General features: G+C 60.2%; 11 protein-coding genes and 1 pseudogene. 9 read left to right on the top strand and 3 right to left on the bottom strand.

Annotated elements, in window-relative coordinates:
• Positions 1-10: 10 nt before the first annotated feature.
• From phnE (FHT87_RS08975) to FHT87_RS08950, 6 genes are all read left to right on the top strand, one after another.
• Positions 11-976 carry a phosphonate ABC transporter, permease protein PhnE gene (phnE, locus tag FHT87_RS08975; RefSeq protein ID WP_183801211.1) on the top strand — a complete coding sequence of 322 codons (966 nt, stop codon included), beginning with the start codon at positions 11-13 and terminating at the stop codon, positions 974-976.
• A gap of 7 nt (positions 977-983) precedes the next feature.
• Positions 984-2330 carry a phosphonate ABC transporter, permease protein PhnE gene (phnE, locus tag FHT87_RS08970; protein WP_183801208.1) on the top strand — a complete coding sequence of 449 codons (1347 nt, stop codon included), beginning with the start codon at positions 984-986 and terminating at the stop codon, positions 2328-2330.
• A 138-nt stretch (positions 2331-2468) separates the two neighbouring features.
• Positions 2469-3164, top strand: coding sequence for a DUF1045 domain-containing protein (locus FHT87_RS08965; RefSeq protein ID WP_183801204.1), 696 nt, complete (start codon positions 2469-2471; stop codon positions 3162-3164).
• A gap of 13 nt (positions 3165-3177) precedes the next feature.
• Positions 3178-4317, top strand: a complete 1140-nt coding sequence (locus FHT87_RS08960; protein WP_183801201.1) for an alpha-D-ribose 1-methylphosphonate 5-triphosphate diphosphatase — start codon at positions 3178-3180, stop codon at positions 4315-4317.
• Positions 4317-4913, top strand: a complete 597-nt coding sequence (gene phnN, locus FHT87_RS08955; protein WP_183802634.1) for a phosphonate metabolism protein/1,5-bisphosphokinase (PRPP-forming) PhnN — start codon at positions 4317-4319, stop codon at positions 4911-4913. The genes FHT87_RS08960 and phnN overlap by 1 nt, the downstream gene beginning before the upstream one ends.
• A gap of 11 nt (positions 4914-4924) precedes the next feature.
• Entirely contained in the window at positions 4925-5437 is a 513-nt protein-coding gene (locus FHT87_RS08950; protein ID WP_183801198.1) for a GrpB family protein, read from the top strand.
• Between the two features lie 15 nt (positions 5438-5452).
• Here FHT87_RS08950 and FHT87_RS08945 read toward each other — a convergent pair whose 3' ends face one another.
• A complete protein-coding gene (locus tag FHT87_RS08945) occupies positions 5453-7834 on the bottom strand; it encodes a DNA translocase FtsK (RefSeq protein ID WP_183801196.1) in 2382 nt (793 codons plus the stop codon).
• Between the two features lie 275 nt (positions 7835-8109).
• Positions 8110-11109 (bottom strand): DNA polymerase I, encoded by a 3000-nt coding sequence (polA, locus tag FHT87_RS08940; RefSeq protein ID WP_183727521.1) that lies wholly within the window; start codon positions 11107-11109, stop codon positions 8110-8112.
• Between the two features lie 425 nt (positions 11110-11534).
• Between polA and FHT87_RS08935 the strand changes: the two genes are divergently transcribed.
• Positions 11535-11951 carry a MarR family transcriptional regulator gene (locus FHT87_RS08935; RefSeq protein WP_183801193.1) on the top strand — a complete coding sequence of 139 codons (417 nt, stop codon included), beginning with the start codon at positions 11535-11537 and terminating at the stop codon, positions 11949-11951.
• A 2-nt stretch (positions 11952-11953) separates the two neighbouring features.
• Here the strand turns inward: FHT87_RS08935 and FHT87_RS08930 are convergent, their stop codons facing one another.
• A complete protein-coding gene (locus tag FHT87_RS08930; RefSeq protein WP_183801190.1) occupies positions 11954-14338 on the bottom strand; it encodes an EAL domain-containing protein in 2385 nt (794 codons plus the stop codon).
• 185 nt (positions 14339-14523) lie between these two features.
• Here FHT87_RS08930 and FHT87_RS08925 point away from each other — a divergent pair, with 185 nt between their 5' ends.
• Both FHT87_RS08925 and FHT87_RS08920 read left to right on the top strand, forming a co-directional pair.
• Positions 14524-15912 carry a M20/M25/M40 family metallo-hydrolase gene (locus tag FHT87_RS08925; protein ID WP_183727516.1) on the top strand — a complete coding sequence of 463 codons (1389 nt, stop codon included), beginning with the start codon at positions 14524-14526 and terminating at the stop codon, positions 15910-15912.
• Positions 15913-16376: 464 nt separating this feature from the next.
• A pseudogene (locus FHT87_RS08920) lies at positions 16377-16799 on the top strand (SH3 domain-containing protein); the annotation flags it as partial.
• Positions 16800-17149 lie beyond the last annotated feature (350 nt).

Genomic DNA, 17149 nt, shown 5'->3' with positions numbered 1-17149 from the left:
CGAGGCGTTCATGACTATTGCCGATACACAGCCGCATGTGCCGATGCAGAGCACGAAGGAAATCGCCACCGCTTGGGATAGGATGATCGCCAGGCGGCGTTTCTATACCGCCCTTGGTCTGGTGATCCTCATCGTCGCCTTCGTCAGCTCCGTGCGCTTTGCCGACGAGAGCAATGCCGGTCACTTCTTCGAGCGCCTGCCGCATCTCTTCGATTTTCTGAGCTGGCTCATTCCCAAAGACTGGACCGATGTCTGGCGCGCGCTTTTCGATATTGCGAGCCCGAATGACAAGGGCGGCGAGGAATTCAATTTCGCCAATGGCCGCGTCTATGTCTGGGGCAGCTTCTACATTCCGGAATATTTCGAGCTGATGATCATCACGATCAATATCGCGCTCGTCTCGACCATCATCGCCTTCATCTTTGCCGTTCCGCTCAGCTTCTTTGCCGCACGCAATCTCACAAAGAACTGGCCGCTGCGCATCTTTACCAAGCGCATCATGGAATTCCTGCGCGCCTTCCCGGAAATCGTCATCGCCGGCCTGTTTTCGGCGATCCTCTCGATCGGACCGGTAGCCGCCATCATCGCGATCACGCTCCATACGATCGGCGCACTCGGCAAGCTCTTCTACGAAGTCGCCGAAAACATCGACATGAAACCGGACGAAGGCATGCGGGCCGTCGGCGCGAACTGGCTGGAGCGCGTGCGTTTCGCCGCGCTGCCGCAGGTCATGCCGAACTATGCGTCCTATGCGCTGCTGCGTCTCGAGATCAACGTGCGCGCATCGACCATCATCGGCGCCGTCGGCGGCGGCGGTATCGGTGAAGAGCTCAAGCTCTCCATCTCCCGTGGTTTCGGCGCCAAGACCGTGGCGCTCGTGCTGCTGCTCTTCGTGACGATCGTCGCGGTCGACCAGTTCTCCGCCTGGCTGCGCCGCCGTCTCGTCGGCGAACACGCCTTCCTCCTGCAACATTGAGGCCGCCATGACGGTAATCGACGCAAACCGCATGCATGAGATCGAAACGCGCTATTCGGAATGTTTCCACCGGTCCTTCCGCCAACGTTTCGGCGGCCTTCTGATCGTGCTTACGACCATTCTTTACGGCATTTATGCCGTCTGGTTCTTCGACCTGCCGAAGCTCATTGCCGAAGCCCACTGGGAACGCTTCGGCATCTATATGAGCCAGTGGATCAGCTATGACGTGCAGCCGGAATTCCGTATCCAGGACGATGGCACAATCCAGACGCGCTATCCTCGCTTCTCACCGCTTGGCGACGATCCGCATCCGGATTGGCTGAAAACCAATGCAGATGGCAGCATCACGGTTCTCGTCAGCGGCAGCGGTCGCACGGTGACGGTCAGCAAGAGCCAGACGACGATCGTTGCCCATGGCATGACGGTGCCGGTCGATGTTTCCAGCGGCGCGCCGAAAGTCGTCGGTCCGGTTCCGGGCTGGATGACGGTCTATGATGACAACGTGCTCGCCAATCTCGGCTTTGCAGGGGATGTCAGCATTTCCGTCGACCGTGTGAAGGTGCGCAAGCGCTTCATCGGCTGGGCGAACTTCGTCTTCGATACGCAGTCGCCCTTCTTCGACAAGCCGGCAAGCGAGGTCATCAGTCTCATCGTCTCCGGCCCGCGGATCCATCCCGATCAGTCGAACCTGTCGCTCGCTTTCGACAATATCTGGAACAACAGCGAATGGCAGCATGGCGACGTCTGGACCAAGCTGTTCCAGACGATCGTGATGGCCTTCCTCGGCACGCTGCTCGGCTCGCTTGCCGCCTTCCCGCTCGCCTTCATGGCGGCGCGCAACATCACGCCGAACAGGTTCCTCAATCAGGCTCTGAAGCGCTTCTTTGATTTCCTGCGCTCGGTCGACATGCTGATCTGGGCGCTTTTCCTAACGCGCGCCTTCGGCCCCGGCCCGCTTGCCGGTTCCGGCGCCATTTTCCTCACGGAGACGGGCACGCTCGGCAAACTTTACTCGGAAGGTCTCGAGAATATCGACAACAAACCGCGTGAAGGCGTGAAGTCGACGGGCGCCTCGACCGTGCTGGTGCATCGCTACGGCATCATGCCGCAGATCGTTCCCGTTATCGTCAGCCAGACGCTCTATCAGTGGGAATCGAACGTGCGCGGCGCGACGATCATCGGCGCCGTTGGCGCCGGCGGTATCGGTCTCAAGCTCTGGGAAGCCATGCGCACCAATTCCAATTGGGAAAACGTCGCATACATGGTCATCCTGATCCTGATCGTCGTCTTCCTGTTCGATACCGCATCGAATGCGCTGCGCCATCGCCTGATGGGCACCAAGGCGGGACACTAAGCCCGATCAAAAGATGATGACTGCCTGCCGTCATCATCATTCTGTCATGGAAATCTTTTAGCCGGAGCGTGCTTGCGGTTCACCGCCAAATCACTGCACATTGCTCTCCCCGTTCGGACGATCTCCAGGATAAAAGCCTTGCGCTACGCTCTCTATTTTTCGCCGTCTAAGGATCATTCCCTGACGGATGCGGCCTCTGTCTGGCTCGGCCGCAATGCCTTTACCGGCGAGACCTATCCTGCACCCGAATACAAGACATTGCCGGCAAACGAACAATTCGAACTGACGGCCGATCCGCGCCGCTACGGTTTCCACGCGACGATCAAGGCGCCCTTCGAGCTTGCCTCCTCCGTGACCGAAAAGGATCTGATGACGGTTGTCGAAGATTTTGCCGCCAACACGCCTGCCTTTGAAATCCCGGAGCTGGTGCTCGGCCAGCTTGGTCGCTTCTTCGCGCTTGTGCCCGGTTCGCTGCATCAACCGCTTCAGGATTTCGCGGCAAAGGTGGTAAAGTCTTTCGAGCCATTCCGGGCGGCACTCTCCGAGGCCGATATTATCAGGCGCAAACCGGAAAGGCTCTCCGAGAGCCAGCGCAATAATCTCATGCGCTGGGGCTATCCATATGTCATGGATGACTTCGGCTTCCATATGACGCTGACCGGCCAGGTGCCGGAAGAGCGCGCGGACGTGATGAAGGCGATCCTGACGGAGCGTTTCGCAGCTTTCACCGGCAGGCCGCTTCATATTTCCGGCCTTGCCGTCTTTAGCGAGGAGGCGCGCGGCGCGCCTTTCAAAGTCCACACATGGCTGCCTCTTGCTGGCGCCAGAAGCTGAAAGATTTTTTGACATGAGCAAAGAAACCGTTCTTTCAAACGCCCGTATCGTTCTCGAGGACGATATTCTTTCGGGTTCCATTCTGATCCGCGACGGCAAGATCGCCGACATATCGGAAGGCAATTCGGTAGCCGGCGAAGATTTCGAGGGCGATTACATCATTCCCGGTCTCGTCGAGCTTCATACGGATCATCTGGAGGGCCACTATTCACCGCGTCCTGGCATCCGCTGGAACAAGACGGCGGCCATACAGGCTCATGACGCACAGATCGTCACCTCGGGCATCACCACGGTCTTCGACTGCCTGCGCATGGGCGCGGATGAAGACGGCGGCTTCGAGCATGGGGAGATGCGCGAGATGGCCGACGCCATCCAGTCCGCCGAAAAGGAAGGGCGCCTGCGCGCCGAGCATCTCATCCATCTCCGTTGCGAGGTTTCGGCCGACAACGTGCTGCAGCACTTCGCCGATTTCGAGAACGATCCCTATGTCCGGCTCGTCTCGCTGATGGACCACGCGCCCGGCCAGCGCCAGTTCCAAACAATGGACCAGTACATCTTTTACTATCAGAAGAAGCGCGGTCTTTCCGACGAGGAATTTGCCCGTTTCTGCGCCAGACGCATCGCCGAGTCCGATCGCAATTCGACACCAAATCGCGACGCGATCTCCAAGGTCTGCGCCGAACGCGGCATCACCGTCGCAAGCCATGACGATGCCACATCTGCCCATGTCGATGAGGCGATCGAAAACGGCGTGCGCCTAGCCGAATTCCCGACCAGTATTGACGCAGCCCGGCTGTCGCATGAAAACGGCATGAGCGTTCTGATGGGCGCACCGAACATCGTGCGCGGCAAATCGCACTCCGGCAATATCGCCGCACGCGATCTGGCGCAGCTCGGCGTTCTCGACGTGCTTTCGTCCGATTATGTGCCGCTCAGCCTGCTGCATGCGCCCTTCATTCTTGCCGACGAGGTTGAGGGCATTACCTTGTCGAAGGCAATTGCAATGGTGACGGCAACGCCGGCGCGCACCGTCAGCCTCAACGATCGCGGCCGCATCGAAACCGGCCTGCGTGCCGATCTCGTCCGCGTTCACCGTTCGCATGGCGTGCCGGTGACGCGTTCCGTCTGGCGCGAAGGACGCCGTGTCGCATGATGATGTCACACGAGCCCCATCCGGGCGCCGGTGCCGAACGTGGCATCATGGTCGTCGTCGTCGGTCCGAGCGGTGCCGGCAAGGACACGCTGATGAACCTTGCCGCCCGGCATTTCGATCGCCGGGAGGACGTGCATTTTGCCCGCCGCGTCATCACTCGCGAAGGCGATGCCGGCGGGGAGGATCACCTCGCCGTTTCGGATGCGGGATTCGCATCGATGGAGCAGTCCGGTGCCTTTGCCGTGTGGTGGGAGGCGCATGGTCTCAAATACGCCATTCCGGCAGAAGTTTCCGTCTCGCTCGCCAGGGGCCACATTGTCGTTGCGAACGGTTCGCGTTCGGCGCTGCACCGTTTCCAGGCTGCCTTCCCGCGGCTGAAGGTCATCAATGTGACGGCCCGCCCGGAAGTGCTGGCCGGCCGCCTGGAAGCGCGCGGCCGCGAGACGCACGAGGACATCATGGCCCGCCTCGCCCGCGGCCCGCTGACGGTGCGCGGCGACTACGATGTCGTGGAACTCGACAACAGTGACTCGCTGGAAAAGGCCGAGCGCAAGATGATCGACATCCTGGATGGTTTCCTGAAGGAAATCGTCTGAACGAGACAGGGATGAGAATGGCCATTCGTGTCGTTGACTATGATCCGGAATGGCCGTCTCTCTTCCGTCAGATCGTCGGCGAGCTTAAGCCGATTCTCGCCGATCTCACCCCCGTGTTTCATCACGTCGGCAGCACGTCCGTCCCCGGACTGGCGGCCAAGCCGAAGATCGATCTGCACGCGGCCTTTGAGAATGCGGATGTGCTTCCCGAGGCGATCGAACGTGTGCAATCGCTCGACGCCTACACCTTCCATGGCGACAAGTACCAGCAGCAGACCTGGACCTTCACCAGCGGCAAGGGCTCGTACGGTGCGCGGCTCTATCTATGCACGACTGACAATGCCGTGCTGCGAGACCGGATCGCGTTTCGCGATTATCTGCGTTCGCATCCGGAAAGAGCAAAGGCTTATGCCGCTCTCAAGCTAAAGCTCATGGGCGAGGCCAATGGTGACTGGGATTATTATACCGGCGGCAAGCGCGACTTCGTGCTGAAGACGCTGCGGCTGGCCTTCGAGGAAGGGTAACCAGCCGCGCTCCGATTATTCGTTGTCACCGCGCCCCGAGACGATCTCGCGTTTGCCGACGTGATTTGCCGGGCCGACCAGCCCTTCCTTTTCCATGCGCTCGACCAAGGAGGCGGCTCTGTTATAGCCGATGCCCAGACGGCGCTGGATGTAGGACGTCGAGCACTTCTTGTCGCGCATGACGACCTTGACGGCCTGCTGGTAAAGCTCGTCTCCATCCTCGGCGCCCATGGCGCTCTTGTCGAAGACGGCGCCGTCCTCTTCATCCTCGGCTTCTTCGTCCTCGCCGGCCGTGACCGTATCGAGATATTCCGGCCGGCCCTGCGTCTTCAGGTGTGCCACGACCTTCTCGACCTCCGCGTCGGAAACGAAGGGGCCGTGGACACGGGCGATGCGGCCGCCGCCCTGCATGTGCAGCATGTCGCCCTGGCCGAGCAGTTGTTCCGCGCCCTGTTCGCCGAGGATCGTGCGGCTGTCGATCTTCGAAGTCACCTGGAAGGAAATGCGGGTCGGGAAGTTCGCCTTGATCGTGCCGGTGATGACATCGACCGATGGACGCTGGGTTGCCATGATGAGATGGATACCGGCGGCACGCGCCATCTGCGCCAGACGCTGGATCGCGCCTTCGATCTCCTTGCCGGCAACCATCATCAGGTCGGCCATTTCGTCGACGATGACGACGATATAGGGCATCGGCGCAAGGTCCAGTTCCTGCTGCTCCTCGATCGGCGCACCGGTGCCCTTATCGAAGCCGGTCTGGACCATGATGTGGATGGTCTCACCCTTCTCGCGGGCCAGGGAGACGCGGCCATTGTAGCCGTCGATGTTGCGCACGCCGAGGCGCGACATCTTGCGGTAACGCTCTTCCATCTCGCGCACTGCCCACTTCAGCGCCATGACGGCCTTCTTGGGATCAGTGACAACAGGTGTCAGCAAGTGCGGAATGCCGTCATAGACAGAGAGCTCCAGCATCTTGGGATCCACCATGATGAGGCGGCATTGCTCGGGGCTCATGCGGTAGAGTAGCGACAGGATCATGGTGTTGATGGCGACGGACTTGCCCGAGCCGGTCGTACCGGCGACCAGGAGATGCGGCATCTTGGCAAGCTCGGCGATCACGGGTTCGCCGCCGATCGTCTTGCCGAGGCCGAGCGCCAGCTTGTAGCCGCTCTTGTCGAAATCCTCGCTCTCGATCATTTCGCGGAAATAGACGGTCTCGCGCGTCGCATTCGGCAGTTCGATGCCGATGACATTGCGGCCGGGGACGACAGCTACTCGGGCGGACAGGGCCGACATGGAGCGGGCGATATCATCCGCAAGACCGATGACGCGGGACGACTTCACGCCCGGCGCCGGCTCGAATTCATAGAGTGTAACGACCGGACCTGGGCGGACATGGATGATCTCACCCTTGATGCCGAAATCCTCCAGCACGCTTTCCAGGAGGCCGGCATTCTGCTCCAGCGTTTCTTGCGACATGATCTCGCCGAGCCGCTCCGGAGGCTCCTGCAACAGGGCACGTGGCGGGAATTCGTAGCCGGAAGCGTCGACCTTATCGACGACAATGCGTGACGGCCGAACCGGGGATAGGACCGGCGCTGCAACCGCGACACGCGGCGCGGGCGGCAGATCCGGCTGCGGCTGCACCACCGGGCTCTGGGCGACCAGCGTCTCGCTGGTCGGCGTCTCGGTGATCGGGGTCTGGGCGACCGGAGGCTGGGCGACGGATGCTATGACAGCCGGCGGACGAGCGGTTCTGACCGGGGCAGCGGCAACGGGTGCGCGCGGCATTACCGGCGCCGGATTATGCCGGCCCGGACGCCATTCCATGATCCGGAAGCGCGAGGTGATCGATTCAGGTTCGGCCTGCGGCAATGCGATGACTGGGGCAATGACCTGAACACGCGATGGCTCGGCATCGGTCTCCTCGAACGCCATGACTTCCCAGAAAGCAAAATCCGAAATGGAGGAAAGCTCGGACGCTGCGCGCAGCGCAGTTTCGACAGGCGCTGCGGCAGCGGGCTGCAGCTGAGGTTCCGGCTGCGGCGCGACGATCGGTTCGGCCACTTCGGGCAGATAGATATCGAAGGGTACGTTCACCGTGATCGGCGCGCGCATCTGCGGTGCTGCTGAGGGTTGCGGCGCTGCTACGGCCTGCGGGGGTGGTGCAACGACCTCCGCACGAACCGGCTCTTCCGGCGCGCGGCGCTTGCTGATCAACGTTTCCGGTGTGCGGGTGAAGCGGACGTTCGGGGCGAGCGAGAAATTGCTCTGCCAGAGCGGCGGCACCGGCTTTTCGCCTTCATATTCCACGGGGGCATTTTCCACGCGATGTTCAGCTTCCAGTCCGGAAGAGAAATCTCCGGCATCCGTCAAATTGGTTCTGGGAAAACGCATGCGACAGCTACTCACTCATGCCTAGTAAATTCGGACATCCTTCCGGATAGAAAATGAAGGTTAATAAGTTCCTTCCAGCCGTTCCGTTCCGGGACGGCTAAAAAGATGAAACATCATCAATTTCAGAGACTTGCTAAGAAAGGAAAAATCTTTTGCCGAATGAGACAAAGCACCCAAAGCGCGTCGCGATCTTTCAGATTCGCTTGCCGCACTTTGGGGTTTCGTTTTCGCATGTCGTTACCGCAAAACCGCGACACACTTTTGCGCGACATGCCTTAGTGCGCTTCGTCCCAATTGGTGGCAGCGCGTGCGTCGACCCGAAGCGGCACGCGCATTTCCAGCGCCGGCGAGGCGGCGTTTTCCATGACCGAAACGATTGTCGGCATCGCCTTTTCGACATCCTCGTCTTCGACCTCGAAGATCAATTCGTCATGCACCTGCAAGAGCATGCGCACCCGATCGGCAAGGCCTGCCTCGGCGAGCGCCGGCTCGATCTTGATCATGGCGCGGCGGATGACGTCGGCGGCCGAACCCTGGATCGGCGCGTTGATGGCAGCACGTTCGTTGAAGGCGCGGACGGAAGGATTGGACGAGCGAATTTCCGGATAATTGATTCGGCGGCCGAAGATCGTCTCGACATAGCCCTTGTCGCGGGCCATCTGCTTGCGGCTTTCCATGTAATCGCGGATGCCGGGAAAACGTTCGAAATACTTCTTGATATAGTCGCCGGCTTCCGAGCGCTCGATGGAAAGCTGGTTGGCGAGACCGAAGGCGGAAATACCGTAGATGATGCCGAAGTTGATCGCCTTGGCGCGGCGGCGCACCTCGGCCGGCATGCCCTCGACGGGAACGCCGAACATTTCGGAGGCGGTCATGGCGTGGATGTCGATGCCGTCTTCGAAAGCGCGCACGAGCTGCGGGATCTCAGCGACATGAGCGAGCACGCGCAGCTCGATCTGGCTGTAGTCGGCCGAGATCAGCTTGTGGCCGGGCGATGAAATGAAGGCCGTGCGAATCTTGCGGCCTTCGGCGGTGCGGACCGGAATGTTCTGAAGGTTCGGCTCCGAGGAGGAAAGGCGGCCTGTCGTCGTCGATGCCAACGAATAGGAGGTGTGCACCCGCTTCGTTTCCGGATGGATGTAACCCGGAAGCGCATCCGTATAGGTGGATTTCAGCTTGGTGAGCTGGCGCCAGTCAACGATCTTGCGGGGCAGCTCGAAGCCGGCCGCCGCCAGGTCTTCCAGCACGCTTGCCGAGGTCGACCATTGGCCGGTCTTGGTCTTGCTGCCGCCGGCAAGGCCCATCTTGCCGAACAGAATGTCGCCGAGCTGCTTGGGAGAGCCGATGTTGAACCTCTCGCCGGCAAGCTGATAGATTTCATCCTCGAACCTGGCTGCACCCTGAGCCAGTTCGCCCGACAGGCGCGACAGAATCTGGCGGTCGACCGTGATGCCGCGTTCTTCCATGCGCGCCAGAACAGATACGAGCGGACGTTCCAGACGCTCATAGACACGCGTCAGCTGAGTAGCTGCAAGGCGCGGCTTCAGCACCATCCAGAGGCGCAGCGTCACGTCGGCGTCTTCGGCGGCGTAGTGGGTCGCGCGCTCGATATCGACGAGGTCGAAGGTGACGTTCGACTTGCCGGAGCCGGCAACATCCTTGTAGGCGATCGGTGTGTGGCCGAGGAATTTTTCGGACAAGGGGTCCATGCCATGCGCGCCGGTGCCGGCGTCGAGCACGTAGGATATCAGCATCGTATCGTCGAAACTCTTCGTCTCGATGCCGTAGCGCTTCATCAGCAGGTAGTCGTATTTCAGGTTCTGCGCCACCTTGAGGATCGATTCATCCTCCAGCAGCGCCTTCAGTCGCGACAGCGCATCGCCCATCGGGATCTGGTTATCGGCAAGGCCGCCGCCGAGCAGGTCGCCAACGCCCGTCTTGTGGCCGATAGGTACATAGGCGGCGCGGATGCGTGTGCCTGTCGGATCGGCAGTGTTATCGGCAATCGCCAGGGAGAAGCCGACGAGTTCGGCCTGCATCGCATCGAGCGAGGTCGTTTCCGTATCGAAGGCGACGAGGCCGGTGTCCCGCGCGTCGGCGATCCACCGATCGAGGGTCGCAAGGTCGCGGATCGTCACATAGGAGGAATGGTCAAACGGCAGGGTCGCAAAGGCCTCCGCGCGCGCCTTGGCAAGATCGGCCGGCGCAAACGTGCCTTCGACCGCAGTTTTCGCCTTTGCACGCGGCGGAACCGCGACGGCTTCGCCACTTACGTCAGGGACAGCGCCCGCGACAGGCTCCGGCTCGGCTGCATCGAGATCCGGGCCATGCGCTTCCGCACCCCATTCGATCTTCACGAAGGCAGGCTCGATCTCGCTGGCATCGCAATTGCAGACTTCCGCGACACGGCGCGTCAGCGTCGTGAACTCCATGGTCTTCAGGAAGCCGATCAGCTTGGGGCCGTTCTGCGGCTCCAGGATGAGCGCGTCGAGGTCAAGCTCCAGCGGCACGTCGGTGCGCAGGCGCACCAGCTCGCGGGAGAGCTTTGCCTTGTCGATGTTTTCGAGAATCGTCTGGCGACGCTTTTCCTGCTTGATCTCGTGGGCACGCTCGAGAAGCGTATCGAGATCGCCATATTCGGCGAGAAGCTGGGCGGCCGTCTTGGGACCGATGCCTGGAATGCCCGGAACATTGTCGACGGAATCGCCGGTCATGGCCTGCAGGTCGATCATCTTTTCCGGCGGCACACCCCATTTCTCGATGACATCGGGGATGCTGATCTGCTTGTCCTTCATGCTGTCATACATGTGGACATTGGTCGTGACGAGCTGCATCAAATCCTTGTCGGAGGAGACGATCGTCACGTCGGCGCCGACGGCTTCGGCTTGGCGGGCATAGGTGGCGATGATATCGTCGGCTTCGAAACCTTCCGTCTCGATGCAGGGAAGATTGAAGGCGCGCGTCGCCTCGCGGATCAGGCCGAACTGCGGCACCAGCTCTTCGGGCGGCGCCGAACGGTTCGCCTTATACGCGTCATAGAGATCCTTGCGGAAGGTCTTCGACGAATAGTCGAAAATGACGGCAAGATGGGTCGGCGTGGCGGCCACATCGGTGCTGCGTGCATCTCTCAGCAGCTTCCAAAGCATGTTGCAGAAACCCGAGACGGCGCCGACCGGCAGGCCGTCGGATTTGCGCGTCAGCGGGGGCAATGCATGAAAGGCCCGGAAGATGAAGCCCGAACCGTCGACAAGGAAGAGATGATCGCCTTTTTTCATGGCAGCATGGATAGCGCGGCGGTTCTTCGAGGTCCATATAAACTTGGTTGTGCAAAAAGATTCCGCCTCACCAAACTGTTACCAATTTGTAATAGGCGGTTTTTTCCCTTTCCCTTGAAAAACCACAATCTCAATCACAAATCTGGCTTACCGGCGTTTGATCGCGCCGCGGGTCTGATAGCCGGCTTGTCCCCCGCCCGCGTCAGGCTTGGACAAAGGCCTCATCCCCCTCTCCGGGCCTTTGTCCTCATTTTCAAGCCGCCATGGCCTTCCTCCAGGCCGTGGCGGTTTTGTTTTTTCAGCCATTCGCTGCAGCACTCAAAAATTAAGGGCTTCGTTCCTATGTTTTGATGGATCGTATGCGATTTGTTACATTGTCTACTGCACGATTTTGAGCCTAACTTACAATCATGGGATTTAATCGAATGGAATCCGGCGCCTACCTTGCCAGCCAGCTGGCCAAGGGTTTTGCCCGCTCGCTGCATCAGCGCGCGGCAGGGCTCGGCTTTTCTCCCGGCCAGTTCCCGATACTTCTAGAGCTTTGGGCCGAAGACGGGCTGACCCAGAAGCAGCTTCTGGAGCGCGTCGATATCGAGCAGGCGACGATGGCCAACACGCTCTCGCGCATGGCGCGTGACGGGCTGATCGAACGGCGCCCGCATCCCACCGACAAGCGCGCCCAGCTGATCTTTCTGACCGAGAAAGCCAAGGCGATGGAAGCGGAAGCCATCGATACGGCGCGCGAGGCCGATCTTGCCCTATTCAAAGGATTCCGGGCCTTCGAGCGGGAACTGATGCTCGAATATATCCGGCGCCTCATCAACAACGCAAAGGCGCTCTAAGCTCACTCCGCGGCGGCGGGGCGGCGCGTGGGTTTTTCCGTCTGCGCATCGACATGCTCCGAGAGAAAGTTTTCGGGGGTGGCGAGCTTGATGCTCGGCTCGATATCGGGCTTGCCGAGCAGCAGCCCCTGCACCTGGGTACAGCCTTCCTCAACGACGATCTGACGCTGCATTTCCGTTTCCACGCCCTCAGTGACGACGGGCATGCCAAGACTGTGCCCCAGACCGATGATGGCCCGCACGATCGAGCGGGCGCCTGCATCATGTTCCAGAACGCCGGTGAAACTGCGATCGACCTTGATCTTGTCGAAGGGGAAAGAGCGCAGGTTGGACAGCGATGAAAAGCCGGTGCCGAAATCATCCATGACGATGCGCACGCCGAGACCGCGCAAGCGCTGAAGTGTGTTCATGACCCGGTTGCGATCACGCACGAGTGCGGCTTCGGTGATCTCCAGCTCCAGCCGTTCCGGCGCGAGGCCCGCTTCCTTCAGAATCTCAGCCACTCGTTCGCAGAGATTGGGCAGCAAAAACTGTACCGGGGAGACATTGACCGCAATCGTCAGCGGCTGCGGCCAGCGGGCCGCCTCCATGCAAGCCTCACGCAGGATCCATTCGCCGAGCTGGACGATGGAGCCGCTTTCCTCGGCGATCGGAATGAAGATTTCCGGTTCGCTCATGCCGTGGCATGGCCTGTTCCAGCGCATGAGAGCTTCGTAACCGTTGATCTCGCCGCTGCGCGCGTCGAGAATTGGCTGATAATTGACGTGAAGCTGCTTGCGGTTGATGGCGTGGCGAAGCTCGTGCTCGATCTGGCGACGGGTACGCACCGACTCGTCCATTTCCGCATCGAAGAAGCAGGCTGCACCACGCCCTGCATGTTTGACGCGATAGAGGGCGGTATCGGCGTTGTTGCAAAGCTCTTCGGCAGATTTTCCATCTGCAGGATACAGCGCAATGCCGATGCTGGCGCCGACGGCCGTCGGATCGCGGGCGGTATCCATCTCGGCCGCGAATTCATCGATGATGCGGCGTGCCAGACGGCGCGCCGCATCGGGCTGCCGCTTGCCCGGCTGGATGACGGCGAATTCATCACCGCCAAGCCGCGCGATCGTATCGTCATGATCGACGCAGCGTTTGAGGATCGAAGCAACCTTGCGCAGGATGCGGTCGCCTTCGGCGTGGCCGAAAATATCGTTGACGGCCTTGAAGCGATCGAGGTCGATGCAGAAGACGGCAACCTGCGCCCGCTTGCGCTCCGCGACCTGCAGAGCCTGGCGAATGCGGGTGTCGAAAAGTAAACGGTTCGGCAGGTCCGTCAGAACATCGTAATGGGCGAGATGCTCGATCAGCTCTTCGGCGCGTTTACGCTCGGTAAGGTCACGAACGACGAGAACATCGCAATGGCGCCCGCGATAGACGATCCGCCGCGTGACGACCTCGACAGGGATTTCCCTCTCGTCTTTGACGATCAGCAGCATTTCCTTGTGAGCCCTCTCCTGCTCCGCATGGACGAGCGCCAATACGGCCGAAGGAGCGTTGTCCGTGAGCTCGGAGAGCTTCCAGCCGGACAGGGCCAGGAAGCGTTCATTGGTGTCGATGATCTTGCCGTCACGCAGGATAACGAGACCGTCCTGCGAGACGTTGGCGAGACCGCGAAGGTCGGTCAGATGACTTTCGAGGAAGACCGCGCCAAAGGCCATGAGGATGAGGCCGGTCGAAACGGCCATGACGATCGCGGCAAGCACCTCAGGCGCAAGCGCCATCGCTGCTACGTCACGCATGGGGTCCGGCACCAGGGTGATGCTGCTCATCGAGATGAAATGGAGCGCACAGATTGCCAGCACGAAGGCAGTCGACGATGCGGCGAAGCGTTTCATGCCCTTCAGCTTGAAGAAGGCGAGGAAGGCGACGGAAGAAAGCGCCGCGCAGGAGGAGAAAGCGACGACTATCGTTGGAGCATCATAGACGACGACGGCCTGCGCCTCGACCGCCTGCATGCCGGTAAAATGCATGGCCGTGATACCAAGTGCCATCAGCACGCCGCCGAAAGCAAAAGAATAAGCGGTTCGGCCCTCCGAGGCGATCAGGATCGCCACCCACGAGCCGAAGATCGACAGGATCACCGAGAGAGAAGTCGGGCCGAGATCGTAGCTGATCGGCATGCCGCCATCATAGGCGAGCATGGCGATGAAATGCGTTGCCCATACGCCGACGCCACTGGCAAAGGCTGACGTGCCGATCCAGAGCTTGCGCTGGCCGACGTCGCATTCCTGGGCACGGAAGAGAAGAAGCATCGTCGTCAGGCTGCCAACGAGGCAGACGACTGCGGCCGCGATGACCAGCCGCCAGTCATGGTTGTCCCTGATACAAGCAATAACGGAGAACATTCGCCACCTCGAAAATCGACCTCGAGGCGAGATTATTTAGAGTTTGCTAAATAACTGTAAATTGCATTAGGCATCTCTACTTCATCCGTTGCAGCATTTGGCACCACATAACATCTTGAAAATTTGACGCTCGAAACCGCAGCCAATTGGGTCTATCGTCCGGCCGAATTTCAAAGGAGTCGGAAATGACCGAACTAAATCCTGTCCTTGCGCGTGCGGACCAGAATCTTGATTCAAGCCTTGAAAGGCTGTTCGAGCTGTTGCGCATCAAGTCGATCTCGACCGATCCGGCCTATAAGGCCGAATGCCGCAAGGCGGCCGAGTGGCTCACCGCCTATCTGAAGACACTGGGCTTTGACGCCTCGGTTCGCGACACGCCCGGCCATCCGATGGTGGTCGCCCATCATGAAGGCGACTCGGCTGATGCCCCCCATGTCCTCTTCTACGGTCACTATGACGTACAGCCGGTCGATCCGATTGAGCTCTGGGAAAACGATCCTTTCGATCCCGCCGTCAAGGATGCCGGCAATGGCCGCAAGATCCTGACCGGCCGTGGTACTGCCGACGACAAGGGTCAGCTCATGACTTTCGTCGAAGCCTGCCGCGCCTACAAGGAAATCAATGGCGCACTTCCATGCCGCGTCACCATACTTTTCGAGGGCGAGGAAGAATCCGGCTCGCCGTCGCTGAAGCCGTTCCTCGAAGCCAATGCTGCCGAACTCAAGGCCGACTATGCCCTCGTCTGCGACACCAGCATGTGGGATCGCGATACACCGGCAATTGCGGCTGCGCTTCGTGGTCTTGTCGGCGAGGAAGTCGTGGTGACGGCTGCCGACCGCGACCTGCATTCCGGCCTTTTCGGCGGGGCGGCCGCCAATCCGATCCATATTCTCGTAGAAGCGCTTGCCGGCCTGCATGACGAGACCGGGCGCATCACGCTCGACGGTTTCTACAACGGCGTCGAGGAAACGCCCTCCAATATCAAGGCTTCCTGGGAAACGCTCGGCAAGTCGGCCGAAAGCTTCCTCGGCGAAGTCGGCCTCTCCATCCCCTCAGGCGAAAAGGGCCGCTCGGTCCTGGAGCTCACGTGGGCACGGCCCACGGCCGAGGTCAACGGTATCTGGGGCGGCTATACCGGCGAAGGTTTCAAGACCGTGATTGCCGCCAAGGCATCGGCGAAAGTTTCCTTCCGCCTCGTCGGCACACAGGATCCGGCAGCGATCCGCGAAAGCTTCCGCAATTACGTTCGCTCGAAGATCCCGGCCGACTGCTCGGTCGAGTTCCATCCGCATGGTGCCTCGCCGGCCATCCATCTTTCCTATGACTCGCCTGTTCTGACCAAGGCGCGGACCGCGCTTTCGGATGAATGGCCGAAGCCTGCCGTCGTCATCGGCATGGGCGGCTCGATCCCGATCGTCGGCGATTTCCAGAAGATGCTCGGCATGGAATCCCTGCTCGTCGGCTTCGGTCTCTCAGACGACCGCATCCATTCGCCAAACGAGAAATACGAGCTTGCCTCCTACCACAAGGGCATCCGCTCCTGGGTGCGCATCCTGACTGCACTGAAGGCCTGAAACGAAAAAGGCGTGCCTGCGGTCTGCGCGGCACGCCATCCGAAATCTGCAAACAAAAAGGCCGGTTCGAACCGGCCTTCCGTTATCCGCCTCATCTCAGTGCCAGTACATCCGTGGTCAAAGGAGAAGCAGATAATGCACAGCCAGAGTGATCCTTAGGGATTAACGACCGGTAAACGATCCATCCAACCAGATCTCGGAAACGGTATCACCGACAGGGCGCACAACATTTCCGGGCTGCGATTTCTTGAACCTTATATCGGAAGCCGCCTTTTACATTTCAAGGCCTCGTACAAAGCTTGACCGCCGTTCAAGCTGCGTTCATCCGACTGTCCCTATAAGCCTTTGAAAGACAAAGTGAAAACTGCGCCGCATGACCTATGCCGCAGGCGCTCTATCTTTGCCCCGCCAGGGAATGTCGCTCCCGACGCCCGGCATCCGTCGTTCATTGCGAGGAGTAAAAGGTGAAACATATTCTTCTGAAAATTGTCGCGGGTGGTCTCTTGCTGCTGGCGCCCGCCATTGCCGAAGCCGCGCAGGGCATTTCGACTGCGAACGTGAACATGCGTGCCGGCCCGAGCACGCGCTATCCTGCCGTCGCCGTCATTCCAAACGGCACGCCGCTGCAAATCCGCGGCTGCCTTGCCGATACGCCCTGGTGCGATGTGGAATTCTATGGAGGCCGGGGCTGGGTTTCCGGCCAATATGTCCAGGCGACCTATGAGCGGCGTCGGATCTATGTCGGCCCGCAATATTACCGTCCGCTCGGTATTCCGACAGTGACATTCAGCGTCGGCCCATATTGGGATCGCTACTACCGCAACCGCGATTTCTATCGTGATCGCGACCGCTGGCGCCGCGGGCCGGACTATTATTATCGCGATCGTGGTCCCTATCGTCCCTAAAGAAAAGGACCCGACGTATCTGGTGATACGCCGGGCCTGATATTGATCGGCGCGTGTTGAGGGGAGACGGCCGATCTGAGCGGGACGTGAGGGGTATGTCCCGCTTTCGATAAAACTACCACGAAGCCTATTGGTTCCCTCACCAGCCAGAAGATGTGCGACGCTGGGTCGCCAGCAGGTCGCGCATCTCCGCATGGGAGCCAAGGAGCATCCTCAGCCGGCTCTCCTCTACCTGGATATTGCGCATCCGCTTCCTGGGCGAGCGGAAGTCGCGGCGATATATGTCGGTTTTGTGACGGCCTCAACGAATGGCAGCCATGCGGGAAACTCGC

Origin of the sequence: Rhizobium sp. BK316 (assembly GCF_014193695.1) — a bacterium.
Classification (GTDB): domain Bacteria; phylum Pseudomonadota; class Alphaproteobacteria; order Rhizobiales; family Rhizobiaceae; genus Rhizobium.
This window is presented reverse-complemented; position numbering and strand designations above follow the sequence as displayed.